Source organism: Streptomyces sp. NBC_01077, assembly GCF_045162855.1.
Lineage (GTDB): Bacteria > Actinomycetota > Actinomycetes > Streptomycetales > Streptomycetaceae > Streptomyces.
The window spans coordinates 3171803-3197889 of sequence record NZ_CP108669.1 but is presented as its reverse complement, the minus strand read 5'-3'; the positions used below and the strand labels follow the sequence as shown (position 1 = coordinate 3197889).

General features: G+C 72.6%; 24 protein-coding genes. 7 read left to right on the top strand and 17 right to left on the bottom strand.

Annotated elements, in window-relative coordinates; all coding sequences use genetic code 11:
- Positions 1 to 21: 21 nt before the first annotated feature.
- The 3 genes from OG462_RS14250 to OG462_RS14240 all read right to left on the bottom strand — a co-directional run bounded on the left by OG462_RS14250 (position 22) and on the right by OG462_RS14240 (position 4504).
- A complete protein-coding gene (locus tag OG462_RS14250; RefSeq protein ID WP_406057801.1) occupies positions 22 to 2376 on the bottom strand; it encodes a hypothetical protein in 2355 nt (784 codons plus the stop codon).
- 148 nt (positions 2377 to 2524) lie between these two features.
- The gene (locus tag OG462_RS14245; protein WP_406057800.1) at positions 2525 to 3325 is read right to left on the bottom strand and encodes a tyrosine-protein phosphatase; all 801 of its coding nucleotides are present in this window, start codon (positions 3323 to 3325) and stop codon (positions 2525 to 2527) included.
- A 177-nt stretch (positions 3326 to 3502) separates the two neighbouring features.
- Positions 3503 to 4504 carry an NAD-dependent epimerase/dehydratase family protein gene (locus tag OG462_RS14240; protein ID WP_406057799.1) on the bottom strand — a complete coding sequence of 334 codons (1002 nt, stop codon included), beginning with the start codon at positions 4502 to 4504 and terminating at the stop codon, positions 3503 to 3505.
- A 276-nt stretch (positions 4505 to 4780) separates the two neighbouring features.
- Between OG462_RS14240 and OG462_RS14235 the strand changes: the two genes are divergently transcribed.
- Both OG462_RS14235 and OG462_RS14230 read left to right on the top strand, forming a co-directional pair.
- A complete protein-coding gene (locus OG462_RS14235; RefSeq protein ID WP_406057798.1) occupies positions 4781 to 5446 on the top strand; it encodes a hypothetical protein in 666 nt (221 codons plus the stop codon).
- Positions 5447 to 5498: 52 nt separating this feature from the next.
- The gene (locus OG462_RS14230) at positions 5499 to 6929 is read left to right on the top strand and encodes a PepSY-associated TM helix domain-containing protein (RefSeq protein ID WP_406057797.1); all 1431 of its coding nucleotides are present in this window, start codon (positions 5499 to 5501) and stop codon (positions 6927 to 6929) included.
- A 6-nt stretch (positions 6930 to 6935) separates the two neighbouring features.
- Here the strand turns inward: OG462_RS14230 and OG462_RS14225 are convergent, their stop codons facing one another.
- From OG462_RS14225 to OG462_RS14210, 4 genes are all read right to left on the bottom strand, one after another.
- The gene (locus OG462_RS14225; protein ID WP_406057796.1) at positions 6936 to 7490 is read right to left on the bottom strand and encodes a winged helix-turn-helix domain-containing protein; all 555 of its coding nucleotides are present in this window, start codon (positions 7488 to 7490) and stop codon (positions 6936 to 6938) included.
- Between the two features lie 394 nt (positions 7491 to 7884).
- Complete coding sequence (glnII, locus tag OG462_RS14220) at positions 7885 to 8916, bottom strand: glutamine synthetase (protein ID WP_406057795.1); 1032 nt, start codon at positions 8914 to 8916, stop codon at positions 7885 to 7887.
- A gap of 138 nt (positions 8917 to 9054) precedes the next feature.
- Entirely contained in the window at positions 9055 to 10299 is a 1245-nt protein-coding gene (locus OG462_RS14215; RefSeq protein ID WP_406057794.1) for an ARPP-2 domain-containing protein, read from the bottom strand.
- Positions 10296 to 11705, bottom strand: a complete 1410-nt coding sequence (locus OG462_RS14210; protein ID WP_406057793.1) for a hypothetical protein — start codon at positions 11703 to 11705, stop codon at positions 10296 to 10298. Before OG462_RS14210 ends, OG462_RS14215 begins: the two co-directional genes overlap by 4 nt.
- 268 nt (positions 11706 to 11973) lie before the next feature.
- Between OG462_RS14210 and OG462_RS14205 the strand changes: the two genes are divergently transcribed.
- On the top strand, positions 11974 to 12939 hold the full coding sequence (locus OG462_RS14205) for a Gfo/Idh/MocA family protein (protein WP_406057792.1): 966 nt from the start codon (positions 11974 to 11976) through the stop codon (positions 12937 to 12939).
- A 30-nt stretch (positions 12940 to 12969) separates the two neighbouring features.
- Here the strand turns inward: OG462_RS14205 and OG462_RS14200 are convergent, their stop codons facing one another.
- Entirely contained in the window at positions 12970 to 14379 is a 1410-nt protein-coding gene (locus OG462_RS14200; RefSeq protein WP_406057791.1) for a PLP-dependent aminotransferase family protein, read from the bottom strand.
- Positions 14376 to 14810 (bottom strand): MarR family transcriptional regulator, encoded by a 435-nt coding sequence (locus OG462_RS14195; protein ID WP_406066533.1) that lies wholly within the window; start codon positions 14808 to 14810, stop codon positions 14376 to 14378. The genes OG462_RS14200 and OG462_RS14195 overlap by 4 nt, the downstream gene beginning before the upstream one ends.
- Before the next feature lie 74 nt (positions 14811 to 14884).
- On the opposite strand from OG462_RS14195, the gene OG462_RS14190 reads away from it, so the two are divergent.
- Positions 14885 to 15718: an alpha/beta fold hydrolase gene (locus tag OG462_RS14190; protein WP_406057790.1), complete on the top strand. Its 834-nt coding sequence runs from the start codon at positions 14885 to 14887 to the stop codon at positions 15716 to 15718.
- Between the two features lie 16 nt (positions 15719 to 15734).
- Here OG462_RS14190 and OG462_RS14185 read toward each other — a convergent pair whose 3' ends face one another.
- Positions 15735 to 16094, bottom strand: coding sequence for an arsenate reductase family protein (locus OG462_RS14185; RefSeq protein ID WP_406057789.1), 360 nt, complete (start codon positions 16092 to 16094; stop codon positions 15735 to 15737).
- 148 nt (positions 16095 to 16242) lie between these two features.
- On the opposite strand from OG462_RS14185, the gene OG462_RS14180 reads away from it, so the two are divergent.
- Entirely contained in the window at positions 16243 to 16518 is a 276-nt protein-coding gene (locus OG462_RS14180) for a hypothetical protein (protein WP_406057788.1), read from the top strand.
- A gap of 57 nt (positions 16519 to 16575) precedes the next feature.
- Here OG462_RS14180 and OG462_RS14175 read toward each other — a convergent pair whose 3' ends face one another.
- The 3 genes from OG462_RS14175 to glnA all read right to left on the bottom strand — a co-directional run bounded on the left by OG462_RS14175 (position 16576) and on the right by glnA (position 20148).
- Positions 16576 to 17766 carry a cytochrome P450 gene (locus OG462_RS14175; protein ID WP_406057787.1) on the bottom strand — a complete coding sequence of 397 codons (1191 nt, stop codon included), beginning with the start codon at positions 17764 to 17766 and terminating at the stop codon, positions 16576 to 16578.
- Positions 17763 to 18488 carry a tRNA-dependent cyclodipeptide synthase gene (locus OG462_RS14170; RefSeq protein WP_406057786.1) on the bottom strand — a complete coding sequence of 242 codons (726 nt, stop codon included), beginning with the start codon at positions 18486 to 18488 and terminating at the stop codon, positions 17763 to 17765. The genes OG462_RS14175 and OG462_RS14170 overlap by 4 nt, the downstream gene beginning before the upstream one ends.
- Positions 18489 to 18723: 235 nt before the next feature.
- Entirely contained in the window at positions 18724 to 20148 is a 1425-nt protein-coding gene (gene glnA, locus OG462_RS14165) for a type I glutamate--ammonia ligase (RefSeq protein WP_406057785.1), read from the bottom strand.
- 255 nt (positions 20149 to 20403) lie between these two features.
- Between glnA and OG462_RS14160 the strand changes: the two genes are divergently transcribed.
- Positions 20404 to 20871 (top strand): RDD family protein, encoded by a 468-nt coding sequence (locus tag OG462_RS14160; protein ID WP_406057784.1) that lies wholly within the window; start codon positions 20404 to 20406, stop codon positions 20869 to 20871.
- A gap of 98 nt (positions 20872 to 20969) precedes the next feature.
- On the opposite strand, the gene OG462_RS14155 is transcribed toward OG462_RS14160, so the two are convergent.
- The 4 genes from OG462_RS14155 to lipB all read right to left on the bottom strand — a co-directional run bounded on the left by OG462_RS14155 (position 20970) and on the right by lipB (position 24035).
- Entirely contained in the window at positions 20970 to 21674 is a 705-nt protein-coding gene (locus OG462_RS14155) for a DUF4191 domain-containing protein (protein WP_406057783.1), read from the bottom strand.
- Between the two features lie 10 nt (positions 21675 to 21684).
- Positions 21685 to 21900 (bottom strand): hypothetical protein, encoded by a 216-nt coding sequence (locus OG462_RS14150; protein WP_030208220.1) that lies wholly within the window; start codon positions 21898 to 21900, stop codon positions 21685 to 21687.
- Between the two features lie 254 nt (positions 21901 to 22154).
- Complete coding sequence (lipA, locus tag OG462_RS14145; RefSeq protein WP_406057782.1) at positions 22155 to 23123, bottom strand: lipoyl synthase; 969 nt, start codon at positions 23121 to 23123, stop codon at positions 22155 to 22157.
- Positions 23124 to 23225: 102 nt separating this feature from the next.
- Complete coding sequence (gene lipB / locus OG462_RS14140; RefSeq protein WP_406057781.1) at positions 23226 to 24035, bottom strand: lipoyl(octanoyl) transferase LipB; 810 nt, start codon at positions 24033 to 24035, stop codon at positions 23226 to 23228.
- Between the two features lie 312 nt (positions 24036 to 24347).
- Between lipB and OG462_RS14135 the strand changes: the two genes are divergently transcribed.
- The gene (locus OG462_RS14135; RefSeq protein WP_406057780.1) at positions 24348 to 25874 is read left to right on the top strand and encodes a regulator; all 1527 of its coding nucleotides are present in this window, start codon (positions 24348 to 24350) and stop codon (positions 25872 to 25874) included.
- The last annotated feature ends 213 nt before the right edge of the window (positions 25875 to 26087 follow it).

Sequence of the window (26087 nt, the reverse complement as noted above, 5' to 3'; positions counted from 1 at the left end):
GTCCCCTCAGGCCATCTCAGGTCACCTCAGGGCGCCCACCCGGGTCCCGTCCCGCAGGATGCCGTCGAGGTCGGCGCGCGCCCCGGCCGCCGCCTTCACCGCCAGAACAGGTCCGTCGGAACGCCCCTCCACCCCACCGGAGGTCTCCAGGGCGGTGAAGTCCGGACTGCCGGCCGCCAGGACGTACCAGCCGCCGCCGGGGGCCTGCCAGAGCACACCGGCCAGGACCCGGGGATCGCGTACGCCGCAGGCGGGCGACCCCTCGGAGCGGGCCACGAGCGCGGCGGGCACGGTGGGCGACGGGGCCAGGAACTGGGCGAGGACCCGGCTGCCGGTGCCGCGCCAGGTCTCCGCGCGGGTGCACAGCCAGGTGCCGCGCCCCGCGCCCTCGGGCAGGGGCTGCCGGGCGAACTGCCAGGCGTTCACGGACCGGACGCCGTGCGCCCGTACCGCCGTCAGCTGGCACGCGGTCCGCGCCCACGCCTCCCGTGCCGCGGAGCCCGTCACGTCGGCGGGAGCGGCGGGCGGGCCCCAGAGGAGCCGGGCGGGGGCGAGCTCGCCGAGATCGGCGAGGAGCCGCAGCCCGGAACCGTCCCGCACCTGAAGGGTGTTCCAGCGGGTGCAGGTCTTCGCGAGGGCCGGGCTGGTCATCGGCTCGGTCACCCCGCCGGCGTCGCGCGGCAGCGGCCTCGGATCCCTGCCGGGCGCGAGGAGATCCCGTACGGCGGTCTCCTTCACCCAAGGGGCCGTCAGATAACGGACGTTGCCCGCCGTGCGGGACACGACGAGTGCCGCCGAACCGACGGTGTCGGCCCCGTCGGTCCGCGCGAAGTCGAGCGCGGCACCGGCCGTACCCTCGATCGGCTCCGCGTACCGCACGGCCCGCAGCCCGTCGTGCAGGAGCACCACCCGGGCCCCGTCGACCACACCGGCGAAGAGCAGCTGGGGCGGTCCCATGGGCGGACCCACCGGCGTCCCGGGCGTGGCGGAGGAATGCACGGACGCACCGGGCCGCGCCCACACGGCGAGCGCCCGCCGCAGCAGCGCGCGGTCCCCGACGAGCCCACCGCGCGCGGGCCACACGGAGAAGTCCTGCCGGGTGGAACCGGGCCAGTCGGCCGGAGAGACCCGCTTGAGGCCGCCGGGATCGAGGGCGGCCTCGGCGGCGGGGTTACGTGCGTAGGAGGGCGCAGCAGCACCGTTTCTGCCCCACCCGTCCCCGGGCAGCCCGAGCAGCGCCCCGCACACGAGAAGCGCGGCGACGGCGACAAGCGCGGCCCGCCCGTGCTGCCGCCGCCGCAGAAGATCGGTGGGCCGCGCCTGCAGCGCACAGGGATCGAACTCATCGGACTCGAGCAGGGCGACGCCACTGCGGCGTCGACCGGGGGCGAAGGGGGGCCGAGTGCCGGAGCCGGGCTCGGGGCGGGCGGCACGGGCACCGCCTGCTCCGCCTGGAAGCCCGAACTCGCCGTCTGTGGCGTCGGCTTCGCCGACTCGGTCGGAGCGGCCGTACGGGCCCGTACCGCCGGTGCCGTTCCGGTCTGCGGAGCCGGTGCTGCCGCCGGCGTCGTCCCGGCCCGCCGCGCCGGGACCGCCGAGGCGATCGGCGCCGGTCGGGCCCCCGGTCCCCGGCCCGGCCCCGGAACCGCCCCGGCCCGGCCCGCCCTGCTCGCCGACCCGGCCCGTAAGCCCGGCCCCGCCGCGCGCTGCGGGGTCGCTCCCGTACCCGGCAGGGGGGCGAGGGCCGTCCGGTCCGCCGGGCCGGGCCTCCGGGGCGAGAACCCCGGTCGGCCCGTCCTCCAGGGCGTCCGGTGCGTCCAGCGCGTCCGCCTCCGCCAGTGCCGACGTCGGGTCCTCCACCCCCGCCGCCGCGAGCACCCGCAGGACCTCCGCGTCGCCCTGGCGTTCCAGGCCGCGCAGGACGTAGGCCGCGCGACCCGGGCCGGAGAGGCGGGACAGTCGCTGGTCCAGGGCGAGTTCGTCCGCGCCGCCGACCCGGGGGAACAGCCGCAGTCCCCACACGTGCGGCAGCAGCGGCGGGAACTGTGCCCGGCGCGGCAGCGCGAGGCGCCGCAACGGCAGCCCCGCGATGAGCGCCTGCCGCAGCACCTCGCCCCGTACATAGGCGTAACCGGGATCGACCGCGTCCTCGGACAGCCGGGGCTCCGGCACGGCCGGACCCGGGACCCGGCGGCGGGGCAGCGCGCGCTGGACGAGCGCGTGCGCGGTCAGCACCCGGCGGTTGCGGCCCAGCGACGGCGGCAGCACGAGGTAGGCGATGCGGACGAGGCGCGGATAGCGCTCGACGAGCGCGGCCTCGGCCTGCTCGACGTCGACGGGGCCCACGGGCGAGGGAACGAGATCCTTGGTGCTCACGTTCAGCAGAACGAGCGATTCTTCCGATGGTCACCCCGGCCGGTCGGCCTGTCGGCCGGCAGGCAGGAAGCGGGCGCGGCAGACGGATCCGTCTGAAGCGGGCGCGGCAGACGGATCCGTCGATCCGCTCGTTCGGCTGTTCGGCCGATCAGTCCGTGCGTACCGTCAGCCGCTCGCGGATCCGCGCCGTCACCTCGTCCGGGACGCCGAGCCCCTCCCGTACGTACCGCTCCATCGACCCGTGCCGGACCGCCACTTCGTCGAGCGCCGCGTCCAGGTACTCCGGCACGACCCCGATGAGATCGAGCGCGAGGTCCGGGTCGCCGCCCTGGGCCGTGAACCCCTCGATCATCGGCGCGAACGCCTGCCGTACAGCCGTGTTGACCGACAGGTACTCCTCCCGCACGGTCCCCGCGTCCGCGCCGAGCAGCGTCAGGACGACCGTCGCCGCCCACCCCGTCCGGTCCTTGCCCGCCGAGCAGTGGAAGAGCAGCGGCCCGGCGCCCGGTGCGCCCAGCTCGGTGAGGAGGGTGCGGTAGGAGGCGCGGGCGGAGTCGCCGGCGACGAAGGTCCGGTAGGTCCGGGCGAAGGCCGCCCGGACCTGGCCCCCGCCGAGGTGTTCCTCGGCGAGCGTCGGGTCGGAGAGCAGAGCCTTGAGGCGGGCGGCCGGCGGCAGCCCGCTGATGGCCAGGTGGTCGGCGAGCACGTCGGCGACGAGGAGGCGGGCTCCGGAGGGGAGCCGGTCGGGCCGGTCCGCGCGTTCGGTGTCCGTACGGAGGTCGACGACGGTACGGATGCCCAGCGCGGCCACGGCGGGCTCGGCCCGGTCGAGCCGGTCGAGCTGCGCCGAACGCAGGACGAGCCCGGGACGGACGGAACGCCCGGCACCGAGCGGCAGACCGCCGAGATCGCGGAGGTTGGCGACGGAGGTGGCGGGGATGGCGGGCATGACGTCGACTCCTCCGGTACGTACGTGTTCGTGTCGACGGTAGTGGATCACCCCGATGTGGGCAGTTTCTGACGTTTTCCTGCGGATCCCGGCCGGGGTGAGGGCGTCGCCGACCCGACCGAGGGTGAGGGTGAGGCCGCCCTCACCCCACCCCCTCACCCCTTCACCTCGCCGGCATCACCCCTCCGCGAGCGCGGCCAGCACCTCCGCCTCCCGTTCCGGGGAGAGGCCGACCTGCGGCCGGTCCGGACGCTGAGGTGCCGTGCCGCCGAGCGACTCCAGCCACGCCCACGTGTCCGCGACCGTCTCCGCCGCGGACCGGCAGCGCAGCCCCGCCGCGACGGCGCGGGAGACGTCGGCGGTGTGCATCGCGTCGTACATCTCGCCCGGCGGCAGCCATACGGGCAGCTCCGACCACGGTGCCGCCCCCGCCTTGACCAGCGCCTCCGGGTCCGTCCAGCGGAGTTCGGCGTCCGAGCCGGTGACCCGTACGCACGCGTCGAGCAGTTCGCCCATCGTCACCTGCCCGGGCGGCGAGACGATGTTGTACGGCCCCGAGAGCCCCGCGGCCACCGCGTCGAGCGTCCACTCGGCCAGGTCGCGGACGTCGACGTACTGGACCGACAGCGCGGCGGGCCCGGGGGCGATGACCTGGCCGCCACGCGCGATCCGGCCCAGCCACCAGGGGAGCCGGCCCACGTTCTCGTACGGGCCGAGGATGAGGCCCGCGCGCACGTGCAGCGTCCGGTCCGCACCGAAGGCGGCCGTGGCGGCGAGCTCACCGCCCCGCTTGGCCTCCGCGTACGGCACGTCCCCGTCGTCCGGCGAACCCTCCACCAGCGGGCCGTCCTCCGCGAGTCCGGCCGCCGGCGGCCATGCGTACACGGAACGGCTCGATATGTACGCGAACCGCCCGACCCGGTCGGCGAGCAGCCGCGCCGCGTCCCGTACCGCGGAGGGAGCCGCCGACCAGGTGTCCACGACGGCGTCCCAGGAGCCAGCGGCGAGGGCGGCGAGACCGTCCGGGCCGGTCGTGCGGTCGCCGATCAGCGACGTGACCCCCGCCGGCGGCGCGTGCCGGCCACGGTGGAAGACGGTCACCTCCCAGCCCCGGTCGAGCGCCGCCTCGACGACCGCGCGGCCGACGAACTCCGTACCACCGAGCATCAGTAGTTTCATGATCAGAGCGTGCCCGGGCCGTACCGCACGGGACCAGGGCTTTCGCTCCCGGAGGATTCCGCCACGGGAGGAACGCCGGAGGAACGGTCGGCGGGGCGTGGGGGAACGTCATCGGCTCGGTCGGAACGTCATCGGTACGGGAGGGGGTCTCGTACCCCGCCGGGCGGGGTGACACCATGACGGGCGATGACGGATGCCCGGTCGCCCCTGCGCGCGTTGCGAGCCGCCCTGTTCGCGGTGGTGTGCGTGACCTTGGCTGCCGTGGGGCATTCGTCCATGTCTGCGCACCAGCTTCCGGCGGTCACCCTGCTCGGCGCCTTCGCCGTGACGGCGGCCGCCGCGTGGGCCGCGGCAGGCCGGCGCCGGGGTGCCCCGACGATCGCGGGCGCGTTGTTCGTCCTCCAGGGCGGACTGCACCTGATCTTCTCGATGGCCGGTTCCCACGCGGGGGACACGGGCCACCCGGTGGCGACACCCGCGCACGAGACCGGTGCGAGTGCCACGACCGGCATGCAGGCGATGCACGGGATGACCGGCGCCGACGGCATGCGCGGGATGACCGGGATGCAAGGGATGACCGGCGCCGACGGCGTGACCGGGATGCACGACATGAGCGTCGCCCCCACCACCGCGATGTCCATGGACATGAGCATCGGCATGCTCGCGGCCCACCTCCTCGCCGCCCTCCTCTGCGGCCTCTGGCTGGCCCACGGAGAGGCCGCGTTCTTCACGCTCGCCCGAGCCGCCCTCGCGTACGCCTTCACCCCGCTGCGCCTGCTCTTCGCGCGCGTGCAGGTCCCCGACGCCCCGCGTCGCCCCGTCCGCCGGGCCCGGCGGAGCGCCCACCGGCCGCACACCGTCGTCCTCGCGCACACCCTCTCCCGGCGCGGCCCGCCCCGGCTGTCCGTACCCCGCGCCACGGCCCTCGGAGCACACGTCTGACCCCGGGGGTCCTTTCCCCCTGTCTGCACCGACTCCAAGGACAGTCACAGTCATGACCATCGACGATCCCGCACGCCCGGACACGTCCGAGGCGCCACCGTCGGAAGCCACCCCGGCCACCACCCCGCAGAAGGCGGGAACCTGGAGCGCACTGCGCCCCCTCGTCCTCCGCCTCCACTTCTACGCGGGCGTCCTCGTCGCCCCCTTCCTCCTCGTGGCCGCCGCGAGCGGCCTGCTGTACGCGCTCTCCTTCCAGGCCGAGAAGGTGGTGTACGCGCACGAGTTGGAGGTCCCCGTCGGCGAGTCGACCCTGCCGCTCTCCCAGCAGGTGAACATCGCCCGCAAGGTCAACCCGAACGGCACCGTCACCGCCGTCTGGCCCGGCGCCGAACCCGGGGCGACCACCCGGGTCCTGATGGCCGACCCGGACGTCCCCGAGGACACCTCGCTGGCCGTCTTCGTGGACCCGTACACCGGGGACGTACGCGGGCAGCTGCCCAGCTACGGAAGCTCCGGCGCCCTCCCGCTGCGCACCTGGATCGACGGCCTGCACCGCGATCTGCACCTCGGTGAAATCGGCCGCAACTACAGTGAGCTCGCCGCGAGCTGGCTGTGGGTGATCGCCCTCGGCGGTCTGCTGCTCTGGCTCGGCCGACGCCGGAAGAACCGCCGTGCGCTCTTCGTACCGGAGGGCGGTCCGGCCTCGCGCCGCCGCACCCTCTCGTGGCACGGCTCGGTCGGCCTGTGGGCGGTGACCGGACTCGTCCTGCTCTCGGCGACCGGTCTGACCTGGTCGCGGTACGCGGGCGAGAACATCGGGGCCGTCCAGGACGGTCTCGGCGGCGCGACGCCCAAGCTCACCGCGACCGTCGGCGGCGCGGCAGGCGGCTCCTCGGAGCACGAGGGCCACGGCGGCGGCCACACCGGCGGCTCCACCACCCAGGGTCCGGACATCGGCCTCGACAAGGCACTTGAGGCGGCCCGCGCGGCCGGCATCGACAGCCCGAGGATCTCCGTGATCCTGCCGAGCGAGGGCAAGGGCTATGTGGTCAAGGAGACGGACACGCAGTTCCCGCTGCAGCTGGACTCGGTGGCGCTGAACCCGTCGGACGGCGTGGTCATCGACCACCTCCGCTTCGCCGACTTCCCGCTCCTCGCGAAGCTCACCCGCATAGGCATCGACGCGCACACGGGTGTGTTCCTGGGCCTGTTCAACCAGCTGGCCCTCGCGGCCCTCGCGCTCTCGCTGATCCTGCTGATCGTCTGGGGCTACCGCATGTGGTGGCTCCGCCGCCCGGGCCGCCCGGCGGCACGCGGGGCATGGCGCAAGGTCCCGGTGACGATGCTGCTCCCGCTCCTCGCGGTCACGGCCGTCGTGGCGTGGTTCGTCCCGCTGCTCGGCGTCAGCCTGCTGCTGTTCCTGGCCGTGGACCTTGCCCTGGCGCTGGTGACCAAGGCAAGGACCAGGTCCCTGACTCCCTGATCGGGGTCAGGGCGTGTACTTGTAGCCGACCCGCCGCACGGTCTGGATCGTGTGGCGGTGCTCGGCGCCCAGCTTGCGTCGCAGCCGGGCCACGTGCACATCGACGGTGCGTCCGTCGCCGACGTGCCCGTACCCCCACACCGTGGTGACCAACTGGTCGCGGGTGTGCACCCGGTGAGGGTGCGCCACCAGATGGGCGAGCAGCTCGAACTCCAGATATGTCAGGTCGAGCGCCTGCCCGTCCACGACGGCGATCCGCTGCACACTGTCGATGGCCACGGGCCCCTGCTCGTCCACCGCGGCGGCGACGGGCGCGGCCACCGGCCCGGCGACGGGCAACCTCGACTGCTGATCGGCCGGTACGAGCACGAGGTAACCGACCATCGGCGGCCGCCCCGGCAGCGTCGGCAGGGTGTGCGGGGGAGCGGGCAGCAGGGTGGCGCCGGGCGGCAGGAAGTCCGCGACGTGCGAGAAGTCGACGACCTCGTTGGGATCGACGGCACGCAGTCGATGACGGCCGGGACGAACGGCGGTGGGGGTGCTGTGAGCGGTCTGGGCCATGAGAAGTCAGCTCTTTCGCGCGGAGGAACGGACGGACAGGAGTCGTACGTCATACGTCGTGCGCGTCGGCCGAAGGCCGTGGATCGGACCGTACCGATCAGGGCTTTAGAGGGCCGACGCGTTCCTCGCGCGGCAACACACCCGGTCGAAGTCGTGATGCTGCCGGGAAGGCCAGAACGGCTCGAGGTCGTGACGACCCGTCGCGGTGTCGTTCTGTGTGATGGCCATATCCCTATTGAACCAGAAGGGAATGCCTCCGACGACCCCTTCACCGGCCAAACCCCGTGTAGTCCTTCCCACATGCCGGGAGAGCCGCCCGAGAGTCGCCCCCACCCGGACAACGGAAAGGGGCGCCCACCGTGACCGGTGGGCGCCCCTTCCGAAGAGGTGCGGATCAGACCTGGCCGGCCTTCGCGAGGGCCTCGCAGCAGGTGTCCACCAGGAGGCGGGTCACCGTGTACGGGTCCACGTTCGCGTTCGGGCGGCGGTCCTCGATGTAGCCCTTCTGGTCCTGCTCGACCTGCCACGGGATGCGGACCGAGGCGCCGCGGTCCGAGACGCCGTAGGAGTACTGGTCCCACGGGGCGGTCTCGTGCAGGCCCGTGAGGCGGTCGTCGATGCCGGCGCCGTAGTTCTTGACGTGGTCGAGCGGCTTCGAGCCCTCGCCGAGGGACTCGGCGGCGGTGATGATCGCGTCGTAGCCCTCGCGCATCGCCTTCGTCGAGAAGTTGGTGTGCGCGCCCGCACCGTTCCAGTCGCCCTTCACCGGCTTCGGGTCCAGCGTCGCGGAGACGTTGAAGTCCTCGGCGGTGCGGTACAGCAGCCAGCGGGCGATCCACAGCTGGTCCGAGACCTCGAGCGGCGCCAGCGGGCCGACCTGGAACTCCCACTGGCCCGGCATGACCTCGGCGTTGATGCCGGAGATGCCGAGGCCGGCCTTGAGGCAGTTCTCCAGGTGCGCCTCGACGATCGGGCGGCCGAAGATCTCGTCCGCGCCGACGCCGCAGTAGTAGCCACCCTGAGCGGCCGGGAAGCCGTTGGTCGGGAAGCCGAGCGGGCGGGTGCCCTCGAAGAAGGTGTACTCCTGCTCGATGCCGAAGATCGGCTCCTGCGAGGCGTACTTCGCCTGCACCTCGGCGAGCGCGGCGCGGGTGTTCGAGTCGTGCGGCGTCATGTCCGTGTTGAGGACCTCGCACAGCACCAGGATGTCGTCGCCGCCGCGGATCGGGTCCGGGCAGACGAAGACCGGCTTGAGGACACGGTCCGAGGCGTGGCCCTTGGCCTGGTTCGTGCTGGATCCGTCGAAGCCCCAGATCGGCAGCTCCTCCAGCGTGGCGCCCTCGCCGGCGAGGATCTTCGTCTTCGAGCGAAGCTTCGCGGTCGGCTCGGTGCCGTCGATCCAGATGTACTCAGCCTTGAAGGTCACTGGCCTCATCCTTTGGGCGTGCTGCTGCGGGTGTCGCGGCGGCTCGCGGCGCTGCGAGAAGCTGCGGTGTCTGTGTCCGGTCGCAGCTTCGCAACACGGGATTTCCCGTCGGTTGCCCGAATGTGAACCCCGTGTTACTCAGCTTTCCTGATTTTCCCGGAGCCGCTGTGCGACCGTGTGGGCGTTCAGGAGCGAATCCAGACCCGCTCCCCGGATACGCCGCACCACCTCCGCGTACGACGTGCCGAGCGCTTCCGCGGTCCGCTCCAGGTGCCAGTCGCAGTCGGCGAGCCGCCGCAGCAGGTGTCCCTTCCGGATCTGGTTCTCCGAGAGCCGGAACGTCTTCAGATACACCGTCCGGCCCTTGCGGTCGGTGATCACCTCGCCGATGTGCTGCTCCCGCCCGCCCCGCTCGAACGGCGGCAGGAACCGGTACAGATCGAACGGTCCCATCCGCTGCACCCGCTCGAAGGCGTACGAGGTCTCCAGGAGGTCCCGGGCCATCAGCCCGTCGTGCGCCACCGCCCAGACCCGCTCCTGCTCCCGCGCCGCCGCCCGCAGATCCGCGAGGGTCCGGATGCCACCGGCCCCGTCCCTGATCCGCGCCGTGAACTCGGGCACGGGACCGCCGTAGTACGCGTACTGGTGGACCAGCTCCCCGTACAGGTCCTCGACGAGCGTCGGGTGCAGAAGGCGGTAGTCGTCCGGGTGCGGCACCACGAAGGCCGCGGCGAGCGCGTCGGCCACGTACAGGAGCAGTCCGCACTGGCCCGGGTGGACCTCGAAGATCCGCAGCGCCTCCGTGAGTCCGGGCACGCTCCACCCCGCGTACGCCGCCTCGGCACGCGGCGAGAGCCCGTGCCGCACCGCCTCGCGGGACCACTCGTCCCAGACGATCGACGGACCGCCGAAGTGCAGCGCGAGGTAGCCCTCCAGGGCGAGGTGCAGCGGCAGGAAACGGAGCCGCCGCTCGGTGTGCCCGTCCTGGGCGCGCCGCCGCTTGGCCATGCGGTGGATCCGGCGCACGGGCACGCAGGCCGGCGGTGCCTCGCGGCTTCCGCTTCCGCTTCCGTTCCCGCCTCGGCCTTCGCCTTTGCCTCCGTTCCCGCTTCCGCTTCCGGTTCCGCCGAGCCGGGTCCCGTACGCCGCGGACTCCGCGCCCGACCCCGTCCCCGATCCCGTCCAGTCGGCGACGAAGCCGTGCGGGATGTACGAGGTGTAGGTGGTGCGGTCGGGCAGGTCGACCGCACCGAAACCGCCGTACACCTCCCGGTGCAGGCGCAGCCCGGGGACCGGCTCGGCCCGGACGAGCGGGACGATCCGCACCCCGCCCCACACCTGCGCGGGCCGGACGTCGAGCCCGGTGAGATCGATCCGGATCATCCCCCGGCCCCCTTTCCCGTTCCGTCCAGGAACAGCTCCACCCGCCGGTCCAGATAGGCCCGCAGTTCCGCGAACCCCGTCCGCCCCTCGGCGAACTGAGCGATCTCCACCAGCGCCGCCAGATCCTCCGCGTCCCGGATGCCGGCGGCCGGCACGCTCGGGGCGAGTCGGCGTACGTCAAAACCCTGCGCGTCGTATACGGGGTTCAGGTGCACCACGCTCGTCCGGCGCTCCGGATCCAGCCGCGACCGCCACACCCGCAGCACCTCGCCCGCGAGCCCCGGCGGGGCGTTGTCCCAGCCGTCCGAGACGATCACGAGCCGGTCGGGGCCGGTCTCCAGGCCGTCGAGGATCCGCAGGCCCAGGGGGGTCGGCCCGTACGGCCGGACGAGCAGCGGATCACTGCCGCCCGAGGTCCAGAGCGGGGTGTACGCCCCCGGCGCCGCGAGGGCCTCCAGGAGGTGGTGGCAGCCGAGCGCGACGGCCAGCGGGCGGCGCCGCTTCACCGCCGAACCCGAGGAGGAGAAGCTGTCGTCGAGCACGGCCGTGACCCGTCCCCAGCTCCCGGCGTACGGCCCCGCCGCGCGCCGGGCCGCGGCCCGCAGTGCGCCCGTCAGCTCGGCCCGCCGCTCCACCCGCTCGCCGAACGGCAGCGAGAGGACGTACAGGGCGAGCCGGGTCAGCGGCATGACGGACAGGTCGGCGGCCCGCTCCGTCCTGAGCTGTTCGAGCCGGGTCATCCTGGGCGCGATCCGTTCCAGGAACACCGCGCGCGGCACGTCGTGCCGGGCGGCGAAGCCCTCGGCGACGGTGAACGGCAGCTCGTACAGCGCGCCCTGCTCGTAACGGGCCCGGCGGAAGGCGTCGAGCGTCGGGTTCTCGTACCGGACCCGGCGGCCCGGTGCGAAGAGGAAGTCGCCGGTCTCGGGATCGGGCAGCCGCCCGTGGACGTGCCGGAGGGCGGCCTTCAGACCGCTTCGGTACTTCACCGCGTCCAGGGCGGGATCGGGGCGGGCCGCGAGCCACGCGCGTACGATCGCGCGCGTACGCCGGTTGTTGACCCCGGCCGCGCGCAGCGCGCGGAACAGCCGGTAGACCCGCTGCGGCGGCAGCAGCGCGAGCCGCGCCCCGATCAGCTGCCCCTCGGCCCGCTTCTCCTCGGGCCCGCCGGCCTCGTCGGCGGTGCGCAGGAGCTGCTCGACGATGAGGGCGGCGTTGTGGTGGTTGATGTCGAGCGCGAGGGCGGCGGCGTACACGGGCCGGTAGTTGACGCGTACGTACTCGTGGACGAAGCGGAGCGAGAACTGCTGCGCGGTGGCGGAGGAACGGAACTCCCGCTGGCCGGTGGCGGTCACGGCGGCGTTGACGAAGAGGAGCACGTCCTCGGCGGCGACGAGCTCGGACAAGGTTCTCCCCTTCTCGTGGGCGCCGGCCGGGGAATGAGGGCACGAACAGCGAAGACGTTGCTTCAGAGGCAGGTTCCGGAAGTCGCACCGAAGTCCCGCGGCCGGCCCTGAAAAGCTAACACCGGGCGGGGGGTGGGACGCGAGTGGATTTGGGGCGGGTTCCCGGTCCGGGGCCGGTTGTCAGAGCTGGTTGTCGGAGCAGGTGCCGGAGCGTGTGCCAGAACCGGTGTCGGAGCCGGTTGTCTGAGCCACCCGGCAGACTGGGGGCATGGCGAAGCACCTGGGCGCGAAGCCCCGCATCGGACTCCTCGGCACCGGCCCCTGGGCCGGCCGCACGCACGCGCCCGCGTTGGCCGGGCATCCGGGGATCGAGTTCAGTGGGGTGTGGGGCAGACGCCCCGAGGCGGCGGCCGCGCTCGCCGCCGCGTCGGGCACGCGCGCGTACGACGACGTGGACGCCCTCTTCGCGGCCAGCGACGCCGTCGCCCTCGCGCTCCCGCCGGACGTCCAGGCACCGCTGGCGGTACGGGCCGCGGAGGCCGGCTGCCACGTCCTCCTGGACAAGCCGGTCGCCACGACGGTGGCCGGGGCGCGCGAGGTGGCCGAGGCGGTCGAGGCCGCCGGGGTCGCCTCGGTGGTCTTCTGCACCCTGCGGTTCGCGGAGCCGACGGCCCGCTGGATCGAGGAACAGACGGCGGTCGCCGGCTGGTTCCTGGGCGAGGCGCACTGGCTGGGCTCGCTCTACGGGACCGGTTCGAGCAGCGCGTACGCGGCCTCCCCCTGGCGCCGGGAGAAGGGCGGGCTGTGGGACGTGGGCCCGCACGTCCTCTCCGTCTTCCTGCCGGTCCTCGGCGACGTCACGGAGATCACGGCGGTGCCGGGCCCGGCGGACACCCACCACCTGGTGCTGCGCCACACCTCGGGCGCGAGCAGCACGGCGACGCTCACCCTCAGCGCCCCGCCGGAGGTGGCGGAGGCGGCCCTCACCCTGTACGGCACCGGGGGCCGGGCCGAAATGCCCCGCTGGGACGGGGCGGTGGGAGCCTTCGGTGCGGCCGTGGACGCCCTGATCGGATCGGCCCGCACGGGCGAGCCCGACGCCTGCGACGCCCGCTTCGGCCTCCGCCTCACGGAAATCCTGACGACGGCGGAAGCGGAGGCGACGGGGAAGGCGAAGGCGACGGGGAAGGCGAAGGCGAAGGCGACGGCGGGGCGCGAGGCGTCGGGCGGCTGAAGCCCCTGCCTCGGACCGTCACCGAGTGCCTCAGTCCCCGACCACCTCGGACAGCGCCCCGCACAACGCGTCGAGGGCGGCCCCGTACAACCGCTCCGGCGGTGTGGCGTAGCCGACGACAAGTCCGTCCGGGTGGGCCGGGCCCCGGGCGTCGGGATGGCGATAGGGGGCCAGGCCCTCCACCGCCACCCCGCGCCGGGAAGCCGAGGCGAGAGCCGCCCGTTCCGTGCCGGAGGGCAGTTCGAGGACGGCGTGCAGCCCGGCGGCGATGCCCGTCACCCGTACCGCCGGAGCCCGTTCGGCGAGCAGCGTCGTCAGCCGGTCGCGCCGCCGGCGGTGCCGCTGGCGCATCCGCCGGACGTGCCGGTCGTACGCGCCGGAGCCGATGAGGTCCGCGAGGGTGAGCTGTTCCGTCGCGGAGGCGTACGGCTCGCGCTCGCCCTTCGCCGCGACCACCCGGTCCACGAGCGCCGACGGCAGGCACATCCAGCCGATCCGCAGCGTGGGGGAGAGGCTCTTGCTGACGGAGCCGATGAGGACGGCCCGCTCGGGGTCGAGGCCCTGGACGGCGCCCACGGGCCGCCGGTCGTAGCGGAACTCCCCGTCGTAGTCGTCCTCGATCACCAGCCCGCCGGAGGCCCGCGCCCACTCCAGGACGCCGGCCCGGCGCTCGGGGTGCAGCGGCCCGCCGGTGGGGAACTGGTGGGCGGGGGTGAGCAGCACCGCGCGCGCGTGGCGGGGGATTTCGGCGACCCGCGCCCCGTCCTCGTCGACGGGTACCGGCACGGTGGTGATGCCTGCCTCGGCGAGGAGTCCGCGGTGGAAGGGCAGCCCGTACGCCTCGACGGCCCACGGTTCCGCCGTGCCGAGCACGCGCGCGAGGAGCCGCAGCGCGTGTGCGGCGCCCGAGCAGATCACGATCCGGTCCGGGGTGGTGCGGACGCCCCGCACCCGTGCGAGGTACTCGGTGAGTTCCAGGCGCAGTTCGATCCGGCCCTGCGGGTCGCCGATCCCGAAGGCCTCGTGCGGCGCGGCCGTGAGGGCCCGCCGGGCCGCCGCCAGCCAGGCGGCGCGAGGGAAGGTGCCGGGGTCGGGCTTGCCCTGGACGAGGTCGTACGGGAGGGGTGGCGGCGCGGTCGGGCGTACGGGCCCGGGGGTGGGCGCGGCGACCCGGTCGGCGACGCGGGTCCCGGAGCCCTGGCGGGAGGTGAGCCAGCCTTCGGCGACGAGTTCGGCGTAGGCGTCGGCGACGGTGTTCCGGGCGATGCCGAGGTCGGCGGCGAGCGAACGGTAGGGCGGCAGCCTGGTCCCGGGAGCCAGCCGCCCGCCGCGTACGGCGTCGCGCAGGGCGGCGATGAGCACGGCCCGCCGTCCACCGGCGGCGCTCAGCTCCAGATGCAGATCGACCCCGAGCCCACCCCCGGCGTCCGTACCGGTCACCGCCCCTCCCCGTCGCTCATGAGGTCCCGTACGCCGGTCAGGAACCGCCGAACGGCCTCCTTCTCGCTCTCCTCGAACCTGCCGAGCAGCGTCACGGCCCCTTCGACGAGGGGCCCGAAGTGTGCCCGGCCGAGCTCCTTCGCCCGCTCCTCCACGGTGAGGTGTACGCGCCGCCGGTCGCGGGTGTCCCGGACGCGGGCCACGTGGCCGAGGTGTTCGAGCCGGTCGACGACGGCGGTCGTGCCGGCCGAGTTGAGGCCGAGCCGCTCGCCGAGCCATCCGGCGGTGGCGTCGGTGCCGGCGCGTTCGGCGTCGAGGAGACAGATCAGGGCGCGCACGTCGGTGGGGTGCATGCCGTTGCGGGCGGCGAACTCGCCCTGGCGGAGACCGTATTCGACGGTGACCTCACGCAGCAGATGGAAGATGAGCATCTCGGATGACTCGGCCACCACAGCCTCCTATTATCTCGCTGAGCGAGAATATCGCCGAACGAGAGGACTGCGCCATGTCCGTCACCTTCGAGGCCGCGTACGACGCGCTCCTCGCGACCTGGCCGCATCCCACGACGGTCTCGGAACTCCCCACCCCCTACGGCACCACACACCTCCTGAGTCACGGTGTGGAAGACGGCCCGCCGATCCTCCTGCTGCCCGGCGGCGGCGCGACCGCCTGCTCCTGGCGCACCACGGCCGCCGCGCTCGGCGCGACGCACCGGGTGCACGCCGTGGACCTCGTCGGCGGACCGGGCCGCAGCAGGACGGACGGCCGCCCGATCCGTACGGTCGCCGACCTCACAGCCTGGCTGGACGCCGTACTCGACGGCCTCGGCCTCACCTCGGCGGCCCTCTGCGGCCACTCGTACGGAGGGTGGATCGCGCTCCGGTACGCCCTGGCGGCCCCGGACCGGACCGACCGCCTGGTCCTGCTCGACCCGACCGGCTGCTTCGCGGGCTTCCGCGCGGGCTACCTGCTGCGGGCGCTGCCGATGCTGCTGCGCCCGACGGCCGCGCGGACGGCGGCGTTCCTGGCCTGGGAGACGGGCGGGGCGGAACACGACCGGGAGGTACGGCGCCTCGACGCCCTGGCGGCGGAGCTTCCCCGCCACCGCCCGGTCACGGGCCCACGCCCCACCCCCACCGGACTCGCGGGGCTGAGACCGCAGACACTGCTGCTCCTGGCGGAGGGCAGCAGGGCGCACGACCCGCGAAGGGTGGCGGCGAACGCGACGGCACTCCGCCTGCGGACGGAGTTCCTGACCGGCGCGACCCACCACACCCTCCCGGCGACGCTGCCGCACCAGGCCCTGACCGCCATCACACGCTTCCTGAAGCCGACCTAGCGGGTGTCTTGCCGCCTCAACGGGAGAGCGCGTCCCGAACGGCCTCGTCGGACCGCCCGACGACGGCCGTGCCGTCCTCGGCGGTGATGATCGGCCGCTGGATGAGCTTGGGGTGCCCGGCGAGCGCCTCGATCCACCGGTCGCGGTTCTCGGCGTCCCGGGGCCAGTCGTTCACCCCGAGCTCCTTGGCGACGGCCTCCTGCGTCCGCGTGATGTCCCACGGCTCGAGCCCGAGCCGCCCGAGCACCTGCCGGATCTCCTCCGGCGAGGGCACGTCCTCCAGGTAGCGCCGCACGGTGTAGTCGGCGCCTTCGGCGTCGAGAAGGGTGAGGGCGCTGCGGCACTTGGAACAGGCGGGATTGATCCAGATCTCCATGCCCCCACGGTACCCCCCAGACCTCTCTCCACCACCCCCTAAACCCCCTCTGGCCAGGGGCGATTGTCAGTGGGGACCTCTAAAATAGGGGGTGAAGGTGAGGGTCCCGGGGAGGGCCCGCACCCCGCCGTTCGCCAGGAGGTAGCCCATGGCTCTCGCCGTGATCCGGACACCGTCCCTCGAACCCTGGAAGCCGCTCCAGAAGAAGCCGCTCCCTGCGGGCCGCCCCCGCGAGTGGTACGTGACACACAACCGCCGCCTGAAGGCCATGCGCCTCGCGATCGCCCTTCTCGACGCCGGCGTCTACGTCCCGTCGAAGGCCACGAACACGACGATACGCACCACGGCCCACCACATCGGCATCCACCCGCCCTCGGACACCACCTGCCGCATGGTCCGAGCCATGATCCGCTACGGCCGCTGACAGCCGAGGGGCGCTGCCCGGCCAGGGCCGGGCAGCGCCGTCGTCGGATCCCGCCCGTTACCAGGCCACCGGCAGCCGCTCGGGGAGCCGCTTCATGAAGTTGGTGCGCCACACCAGCTGTTCGACCGGCACCGCGAGCCGCAGCTCCGGAAGCCGGTCGAGGAGCGTCTCCAGGGCGATCTCGGCGTGCCGCTTGCCGAGGGCCGTCGCCGGGCAGTAGTGCCGCCCGCCGCCGAAGGAGAGATGCTCGGCGGCGTTCTCCCGGTCCGGCCGGAAGGCCAGCGGGTCCGGGAAGTGCTCCGGATCGTGGTTCGCGGCCTCCACCAGCACCAGGACCAGTTCACCGGCCCGCACCTCGACCTCGCCGAGCCGCACGTCCTCCAGGGCCAGCCGCGGCAGCCCGTCGCCGATCGACAGATTCACCCGCAGCAGTTCGTCCATCGCCCCGGCGACCCCCCGCGCGCCGGCGGTCAGTGCCTCCCGCACGTCCGGCCGGGTCAGCACCGACACGAGCGCCATCGTCAGGAACCCGGCGGTGGAGATCACCCCGGCCCCGAACAGCGTCACGCCCACCGTTGCCAGCATCTCGTCCGTCAGATGTGCGTAGTCGGGGTCCTCGCGCAGCGCCGCGAGCTCCGCCATCAGCCCACCCGTCGCCGGATCGTCGAGGCGCTCGGTCATGTACGCGATGTCCCGGTCCCAGTGGAGCCGGGCCGCCTCGATCTCGTGCGGGGCGTTCATGAAGGCCACGTCCAGACTGCGCAGCAGCCGAGGCCCGTCCTCCTCCGGAATGCCCAGCATCCGGCAGTGCAGCCCCGCCGAGTACGGATCGGCGTAGGCGCCCCGCAGCTCCCCGGGTGCCCCCTCGGCGACCAGCGCGTCCACCAGTGCCCCGGCCCGCGCCCGCAGCCACTCCTCCAGGCCGGGCGTCTTCGGGTTGATCGCCTTCATGACGGCCTTACGCAGCCCGGCCCCGGTGATGTTGCCCATGTTGTTCACCACGTGCGGCGGGATCGTCAGCGCGTACTGCCGCGGCGCTCCAGGCGCCGAGGTGTCCTTCAGGCTGAACCTCGGGTCCTCCAGGACCTCTCTGCACAGCTCGTACGAGGAGACGAGCCAGGCTTCGGCCCCGGCGATCGTGCGGACCTTCCGGACCGGCGCGGCGCGCAGCGCTGTGATCTCGGCGGGCAGCCGGGTCCCGTCCCAGTCGAAGGGGAAGGCCGGCAGGGTCTCGACGGCGACGCTCATCGCGTGGCTCCTTGGACAGTGGTTCCGGTGGGTGTGAGGATGCCGTGGCCCTGATTGCGGGAGGCCCGGAGCCCGGACCCGCGGCCGTACAGCAGATCGGCCAGCGGCAGTGCCTGGTGGTAGCAGTTGAGCGAGGACGGGACCCCGAGGATCGCGGGCGTGTCCAGGAACAGCGGCACCTCGGCGCAGATGTACGCGCGGCACACCTCCCGCTGCCGCTCGTCGGTCCGCTGCCCCGGCGCCAGCTTCCCGGCCAGGAAGATCCCGGTCAGCGCGTCACAGGTCTCGCGCACCACCGGGTCCGTCGCCACCGCGTCGAGCACCGTGCGGTGCAGCTCGCGGTAGGCCGGGACGTCGCCGAACTCCGACATCCCGCGGGCCCGTACCCGCACCCCCGTGGGATCGGCCTCAGCGACGGCCGCCCCGACTTTCGCCCGCACCCCCCGCAGGTTCTTGACGGCCTTCCGTCGCGCCTCGTCGGCCCCGTACCCCAGCGCCTCGTACATGTCGGAAACATGCAGATCGGTGTAGACGAGATCGACCTGGTCGAAGTGGTCCAAGCCCCAGCGCGTCAGCTCGCGCAGCCGCTGGGCGGTGAAATAACTGTTTCCCGGAGAGACGCCGATGACCACGTGCGCGCCCTCGTCGGCGATGACGCGGCAGTGATCGGTGTACGGCTGGAGTCGGAGCGTCTCTGCAGGGGCGAAAGCCGCCTGAGTCACGTCGGCAGTCCTCATCGCGCCAGCTAGTCCCAGCGGAGCCCAGTGCTCCGGGTGTGGCGGCGGCGACGACCACACGCTATCGATCAGTCGCGGAGCGTGAACCCCTTACTCATAGGTACGTACGAGAGTTCGTCACCTGTTCGCATTCCTGTGATCTTGGCCGGAAACGGCGAGGCCCGCCGCCCCCTCGAAGGGGACGACGGGCCTCGGGAGAACCTCGCTCGCGCGGTACGGCCTAGAGGTCGAAGTAGAGCTCGAACTCGTGCGGGTGCGGGCGCAGCTGGATCGGGGCGATCTCGTTCGTGCGCTTGTAGTCGATCCAGGTCTCGATCAGGTCGGAGGTGAAGACACCGCCGGCCTGGAGGTACTCGTTGTCGTCCTCCAGGGCGGAGAGGACGGCCTCCAGGTTGGTCGGGACCTGGGGGACGTTGGCGTGCTCCTCGGGAGCCAGCTCGTACAGGTCCTTGTCGATCGGCTCCATGGGCTCGATCTTGTTCTTGACGCCGTCGAGGCCCGCGAGGAGCAGCGCCGAGAAGGCGAGGTACGGGTTCGAGGACGGGTCCGGCGCGCGGAACTCGACGCGCTTGGCCTTCGGGTTCGAGCCCGTGATCGGGATGCGCATGGCGGCGGAGCGGTTGCGCTGCGAGTACACCATGTTGACCGGGGCCTCGAAGCCCGGGACCAGGCGGTGGTACGAGTTCACCGTCGGGTTGGTGAAGGCGAGCAGCGACGGGGCGTGCTTGAGGATGCCGCCGATGTAGTAGCGGGCGGTGTCCGAGAGGCCCGCGTAGCCCGTCTCGTCGTAGAACAGCGGGTCGCCGTTCGCCCACAGCGACTGGTGGACGTGCATGCCCGAGCCGTTGTCGCCGAAGATCGGCTTCGGCATGAAGGTCGCGGTCTTGCCGTTGCGCCAGGCGACGTTCTTCACGATGTACTTGAAGAGCATCAGGTCGTCGGCCGCGGCGAGCAGCGTGTTGAACTTGTAGTTGATCTCGGCCTGGCCGGCGGTGCCGACCTCGTGGTGCTGGCGCTCGACCTGCAGGCCGACGTTCTCCAGCTCCAGGGAGATCTCCGAGCGCAGGTCGGCGAAGTGGTCGACCGGCGGGGCCGGGAAGTAGCCGCCCTTGTAGCGGACCTTGTAACCGCGGTTGTTCTCCTCCGCACCGGTGTTCCAGGCGCCGGCCTCGGAGTCGATGTGGTAGAAGCCCTGGTTCGCCGAGGTCTCGAAGCGCACCGAGTCGAAGACGTAGAACTCGGCCTCGGGGCCGAAGTACGCGGTGTCGGCGATGCCGGTGGAGGCGAGGTACGCCTCGGCCTTCTTCGCGATGTTCCGCGGGTCACGGCTGTACTGCTCGCCCGTGATCGGGTCGTGGATGAAGAAGTTGATGTTCAGCGTCTTGTCGCGGCGGAAGGGGTCCACGCGCGCCGTCGACAGGTCGGCGCGGAGCGCCATGTCGGACTCGTGGATGGCCTGGAAGCCGCGGATCGACGAGCCGTCGAAGGCGAGCTCCTCCGCCGGGTCGAAGGCCGTCGCCGGGATCGTGAAGTGCTGCATCACGCCCGGAAGGTCACAGAAACGGACGTCGACCATCTTGACGTCGTTGTCCTTGATGAACTTGTTGACCTCGTCGGCGTTCTGGAACCCGTGCTTCTCGGACATCCCACTCCTCCTACTCCCGGCCCGGGGAGGGGCGGGGTTGCAGCTCGGTTGTGCGGCCAGTGCGGTGGCACACGCTGGACCCGACCATAGGCAGACGGGATTTCTCAAGCATGACCCAATTGTTTCGTCGAAGTTAACCGGGGTGGGTGTCGATTCGGGGTCCGGCGCCCCCGTACGACCTCTTCGCCCGCTCTCCGCCCCCACTTCGCCGACCCGGGCCGAAGTGATCAAAAACGGGCGCAGTACCGTGGTCGCGTGGACAACAGGCAAGCACTCGGATCTTGGCTCTCCGGCCCCCGCGCGGCGGCCGAGGACGCAGGCGTCGACTTCGGCTACCGCGGTCAGCAGCTGGGGCTGCCCGAGGAGGGCCCCGGTTCGATCGCCCGCCCCGGGCGGCGCCTCGGCGCCCTCGCCGTCGACTGGGCCCTCTGCACGTTGATCGCATACGGCCTGATCACCGACGGCTACAACCAGGCCACCGGCAACTGGGCCCTCGGCATCCTCCTCGTCCTGAGCGTGCTGACCGTCGGCACCATCGGCTCGACCCCCGGCAAGCGCCTCTTCGGCCTCCAGGTCGTCTCCGTGAACGGCGGCCGCCTCGGCCTCCCGCGCGTCGCGCTCCGCTCCCTGCTCGTCTGCCTCGCGATCCCGGCCCTCATCTGGGACCGCGACGGCCGCGGCCTCCACGACCGCCTCTCCGGCGCGGTCCAGGTCCGCATCTGACCCGTAGGAAACGCACGAGGAAGGCCCCGGACCGTGACAACGGTCCGGGGCCTTCCTCGTGAAGCGGTTCTGGAAACAATTGTTTCCGGTCGGGCGCGTCAGCGCATCTTTCCGCCTCGCGGCATCCGCATGCCCTTCGGCATCGGACCCTTCGGAAGCGGCATGTTGCTCATCAGGTCACCCATCGCCCGCAGCCGGTCGTTGGCCGCCGTCACCTGCGGGCCGGTGAGCACCCGAGGCAGCTTGAGCATGGTCGTGCGCACCTTCTTGAGCGGCACCTGGTCCTCGCCGTCGCCGACGATGATGTCGGTCACCGGCACGTCCACCACGACGCGGTTCATGCGCTTCTTCTCGGCCGCGAGCAGGGTCTTCACCCGGTTCGGGTTGCCCTCGGCCACCAGCACGATGCCGGCCCGGCCGACCGCCCGGTGCACGACGTCCTGGTTGCGGTTCATCGCGACCGCGGGGGTCGTCGTCCAGCCTCGCCCGACGTTCTGCAGCACCGCCGCGGCCGCGCCCGGCTGGCCCTCCATCTGCCCGAACGCCGCGCGCTCGGCGCGCCGCCCGAACACGATGGCCGCCGCCAGGAGCGCCAGGACGAAGCCCAGGATTCCCAGGTAGACCGGGTGACCGATCAGGAAGCCGATCGCGAGGAGGACACCGAGTACGACGATGCCCACGCCTGCGACGACAAGCCCGACCTTGGGGTCAGCCTTTCGGGTCATCTTGTACGTGAGGGCGATCTGCTTCAGTCGCCCCTGGTTCGCAGCGTCAGCGCTGCCCGTGTTTGCCTTCCTCGCCATGTCCTGAAGTTTACGTGGCCCGGGAAGTCCGGCCCGACGCGACCTCCATCACGTGCTGGGCCTCGACCCGGTCCTTGGCGCGGCGGCGGTCCTCCAGGACGGAGTTCCAGGCGTTGCGCCGGGCGGTGCGCTGCCCGGCGCCGAGGAGCAGTGCCTCCACGGCCTTCAGTGCGTCGGTGACGGACGGGATCGCGGTGACGCGGACGTGCGTCGATGCGGCCGGCATGGCGGGGTCCTCCCTCGATTGCGGGTGAGACGAGGCGGGGGGTGTGAGCGAGTCGTGGCGGTGAGTGAATCCAGGCTCACAGACTGGTGTTACCAGGGCGTGACCCGGTGGTCAAACACTGATGAAACGTTGATGCGGCCATGTGGAGGGCACGGGAAACGCCGACGCGGCCCGTACATCCCCGCTGAGCTGCGGGGGCGTACGGGCCGCGTCCGATCCGGCCATTACCGGCCGGTAACTGCTTGTGCTCGGATTCACACAGCCTGGGTGGCGTTGTCGACGGCACCGCGCTTCTCGATCGCCTGCTGGAACAGACGGCCCGCGCGGTACGAGGAACGGACCAGCGGGCCCGACATCACACCGGAGAAACCGATCTCGTCGGCCTCCTCCTTCAGCTCCACGAACTCCTGCGGCTTCACCCAGCGCTCCACGGGGTGGTGCCGGACGGAGGGGCGCAGGTACTGCGTGATCGTGATCAGCTCGCAACCCGCGTCGTGCAGCTGCTGGAGCGCCTCGCTGACCTCCTCGCGGGTCTCGCCCATGCCGAGGATCAGGTTCGACTTCGTGACCAGACCGTAGTCACGCGCCTGCGTGATGACGTCCAGCGAACGCTCGTAGCGGAAGCCCGGGCGGATCCGCTTGAAGATCCGCGGCACCGTCTCCACGTTGTGCGCGAAGACCTCGGGGCGGGAGGCGAAGACCTCCGCCAGGAGCTCCGGCACCGCGTTGAAGTCGGGCGCGAGCAGCTCGACCTTGGTGCGGCCCTCGGCGCGCTCCGCCGTCTGCTGGTGGATCTGGCGCACGGTCTCCGCGTACAGCCAGGCGCCGCCGTCCTCCAGGTCGTCGCGCGCGACGCCGGTGATGGTGGCGTAGTTCAGGTCCATGGTGACGACCGACTCGCCCACGCGGCGCGGCTCGTCACGGTCCAGCGCCTCGGGCTTGCCCGTGTCGATCTGGCAGAAGTCGCAGCGCCGGGTGCACTGGTCACCGCCGATGAGGAAGGTCGCCTCGCGGTCCTCCCAGCACTCGAAGATGTTGGGACAGCCCGCCTCCTGGCAGACCGTGTGCAGGCCCTCGCTCTTCACGAGGCCCTGCATCTTCGTGTACTCGGGCCCCATCTTCGCCCGCGTCTTGATCCACTCGGGCTTGCGCTCGATGGGGGTCTGGGCGTTCCGGACCTCCAGGCGCAGCATCTTGCGTCCGTCGGGTGCGACTGCGGACACATCGGCTCCTGTAGCTTCGATTCTTCGGCGTACACCAGGGTACGCCGTTGCTTCCCATGCCTTACTACGTCTGGCCAACCTCTGGCCAGCGCCCTGCATTCCTCAGGCCGAGGCCGTTTCCACCGGACGCTCGATCTCGCGGGGCTTCAGCTCCGCCTGCTCCAGGACCGCCCGCAGGTGCTTCTCCACCACCGGCAGCACCTCCTCGATCGTGACGTCACGGCCCAGCTCGTTGGCGAGCGAGGTGACGCCCGCGTCGCGGATGCCGCACGGGATGATCCGGTCGAACCAGGCGTTGTCCGGGTTCACGTTGAGGGCGAAGCCGTGCATGGTGACGCCCTTGGCGACCCGGATGCCGATCGCGGCGAGCTTGCGGTCCTCGCGGCGCTGGCCGGCGTTGGACGGGGCGTACTCGGGGCCGTTCAGACGCGGGTCGAACTCCTCGTCGTTCAGACGCGGGTCGAAGTCCAGCGACAGGCCGCCGAACGACGGCCGCTGCTCCACCGGATCACCGAGCACCCACACCCCGCTGCGGCCCTCGACCCGGCTCGTCTCCACGCCGAACTCGGCGGCGGTGAGGATCAGCGCCTCCTCCAGACGGCGGACGTGCGCGACGACGTCCACCGGGCGGGGCAGCTTCATGATCGGGTAGCCGACCAGCTGGCCGGGGCCGTGCCAGGTGATCTTGCCGCCGCGGTCGACGTCCACCACGGGCGTTCCGTCGAGCGGGCGCTCGTTCTCCGCCGTACGCCGGCCGGCCGTGTAGACCGGCGGGTGCTCGAGGAGCAGACACGTGTCGTCGACCTCGTCGGCGAACCGTGCGGCGTGCACTTCGCGCTGCTTGTCCCAGGCCACCTGGTAGTCGACGGCTTCCTCGCCGAACCCAAGGCGGACGAATCGCAGCTCACTCACGGCCATGCCTCCTCCTGGGTGCCGGGGGCCGGACTCCGGGGATCATCCCGGGCCGGCGCGGCACCATGCGTCATTCGCGCCCATGCCACTGTACGGCGGTGCCGGTGAGCGCCATCCGGCAGGTGGACGGGGACACCGTCCGGCAGGTGGGCGAAGGCACCTACGTCAGCGATGCCGTCAATCCTCACACGATCGGATGAATGTGGGGCGAAGGCGGCGGTACGGGCCGTGAGGACCGCTAAATTCGCGCCGTTCCATGAGGGTCCGACGGGGCTGCCGTCCGGACCCGGAAGGCAGGAGACCGCACAGCTGATGACGGAACGACCACCGCAGCGCATCCCGAACCGCCAGCTCGCCGCGCTCATCGCCGAAGCGGGGTTCTCCCATGCGGGCCTCGCGAGACGGGTGGACCAGCTCGGTCTGGAACACGGCCTCGATCTGCGGTACGACAAGACCTCGGTGACCCGCTGGCTCCGCGGCCAGCAGCCGCGCGGCACCACACCCGCGCTGATCGCCGAGGTCTTCACCCGTCGTCTCGGCCGCCGGCTCTCCGCCCAGGACCTCGGTCTCGACGCCTGCGCGCCGGTCTACGCGGGCCTGGAGTTCGCCGCGACCCCCGAAGAGGCCGTCGACATCGTCAGCGGGCTCTGGCGCAAGGACTCCGGCAGCCACGCCGAACTCCGCAAGATCGCCTTCACCCCGGCGGGTCTGGTCGTTCCCAGCCGCGACTGGCTGATCGGCCGCGCCGACGACCGGGTGGCGCGCGGGGACGTGCCGCAGGCCCCCCGCTCCTCCTCGGCGGCCGTCACCGCCGAGGCCCGCCTCGCGCACGAGCCGCGCCTCGCGCCCGACCCCCGGCTCGCGCACGATCCCCGGGTGCCGTCCCAGGGCCGCTTCTCCGTGCCCCGGCAGCGCGGTACGGACCGGGGGCCCGGCCAGCGGGTCTCCAGCGGGGACATCGCGGCCCTCCGCTCCGTCGGCGAACTCTTCCGCACGCTCGACCACGCCTACGGCGGCGGGCACGCCCGCCAGGCCCTCGTCCGCTATCTGGAGCACGAGGCCGAGCCGATGCTGCGCGGGACGTACGGGGAGTCCGTGGGCCGCCGTCTCTTCGCCGCGGCCGCCGACCTCACCCGGCTGGCCGGCTGGACCTCGTACGACATCGCCGCGCACGGCCTGGCCCAGCGCTACTTCGTCCAGGCGCTGCGCCTCGCCCAGGCCGCGGGGGACCGGGCCTACGGCTCGTACGTGCTCCTCACCATGAGCTGCCAGGCCGTCTACCTCGGTCACGGGCGGGAGGCCGTGCAGCTCGCCCGGGTCGCCCAGCAGGGCGTCGGGCCGGCCGCGCCGCCGGTCGTGCAGGCGATGCTGCACGCGGTGGAGGCGCGGGGGCACGCGGTCCTCGGCGAGGCACGCGCGTGCAGTGCCTCGCTCGTCCGGGCCGAGCGGGCCCTCGAAGCGGCCCGCCCCGGCGACGAGGTGCCCTACTGGGCCCGGATGTTCGACGAGGCACAGCTCGCCGACGAACTGGGGCACTGCCACCGCGACCTCCAGCAGTACCGGCCGGCGGCCCAGCACGCCGAACGCGCCCTCCAGCTCCGCGCCCCCGCCTTCGCCCGCAGCCGCCTCTTCTGCAGGGTGGTCCTCGCGACCTCGCGGCTGGCCCTCGGCGAACTGGACCAGGCGTGCGCGCTGGGCGCGGAGGCCGCGCAACAGGCGTCGGAGATGCGGTCGGCGAGGGCGGTGGAGTACGTACGGGACTTCGAACGCCGTCTGGAGCCGTACCGGGACGCGGCGGCGGCCCGCACGTACCGAGACCGGGTAGCAGCGATCGGCTGACCCGGGCCCTGCCCCGCCCCAGCCCGGGCCCTGCGCTCCCGCCCGTGCGGGCCGCGCTCCGTCCTGTGCGGGCAGCGCCCTGCCGGTGCGACCCGCCGCGCCCTGCCGGTGCGGCCCGCGCCCGCCCCGCCGTGCGCGGCCCGCGCCCGCCCCCACGCCGTGCGGCCCGCGCCCGCCTGCCCGCCGTGTGGGCAATCGTCCCGCTGGGGCGGG

Coding starts and splice junctions, on each gene's coding strand:
- OG462_RS14245 (WP_406057800.1), bottom strand. CDS start 3,325: ATGCCCGCCATCCCCGCCACCTCCGTCGCCAACCTCCGCGATCTCGGC.
- OG462_RS14240 (WP_406057799.1), bottom strand. CDS start 4,504: ATGAAACTACTGATGCTCGGTGGTACGGAGTTCGTCGGCCGCGCGGTC.
- OG462_RS14235 (WP_406057798.1), top strand. CDS start 4,781: ATGTCTGCGCACCAGCTTCCGGCGGTCACCCTGCTCGGCGCCTTCGCC.
- OG462_RS14230 (WP_406057797.1), top strand. CDS start 5,499: ATGACCATCGACGATCCCGCACGCCCGGACACGTCCGAGGCGCCACCG.
- OG462_RS14225 (WP_406057796.1), bottom strand. CDS start 7,490: ATGGCCCAGACCGCTCACAGCACCCCCACCGCCGTTCGTCCCGGCCGT.
- OG462_RS14215 (WP_406057794.1), bottom strand. CDS start 10,299: ATGATCCGGATCGATCTCACCGGGCTCGACGTCCGGCCCGCGCAGGTG.
- OG462_RS14205 (WP_406057792.1), top strand. CDS start 11,974: ATGGCGAAGCACCTGGGCGCGAAGCCCCGCATCGGACTCCTCGGCACC.
- OG462_RS14195 (WP_406066533.1), bottom strand. CDS start 14,810: ATGCTCATCTTCCATCTGCTGCGTGAGGTCACCGTCGAATACGGTCTC.
- OG462_RS14190 (WP_406057790.1), top strand. CDS start 14,885: ATGTCCGTCACCTTCGAGGCCGCGTACGACGCGCTCCTCGCGACCTGG.
- OG462_RS14185 (WP_406057789.1), bottom strand. CDS start 16,094: ATGGAGATCTGGATCAATCCCGCCTGTTCCAAGTGCCGCAGCGCCCTC.
- OG462_RS14180 (WP_406057788.1), top strand. CDS start 16,243: ATGGCTCTCGCCGTGATCCGGACACCGTCCCTCGAACCCTGGAAGCCG.
- OG462_RS14175 (WP_406057787.1), bottom strand. CDS start 17,766: ATGAGCGTCGCCGTCGAGACCCTGCCGGCCTTCCCCTTCGACTGGGAC.
- glnA (WP_406057785.1), bottom strand. CDS start 20,148: ATGTCCGAGAAGCACGGGTTCCAGAACGCCGACGAGGTCAACAAGTTC.
- OG462_RS14155 (WP_406057783.1), bottom strand. CDS start 21,674: ATGGCGAGGAAGGCAAACACGGGCAGCGCTGACGCTGCGAACCAGGGG.
- OG462_RS14150 (WP_030208220.1), bottom strand. CDS start 21,900: ATGCCGGCCGCATCGACGCACGTCCGCGTCACCGCGATCCCGTCCGTC.
- OG462_RS14135 (WP_406057780.1), top strand. CDS start 24,348: ATGACGGAACGACCACCGCAGCGCATCCCGAACCGCCAGCTCGCCGCG.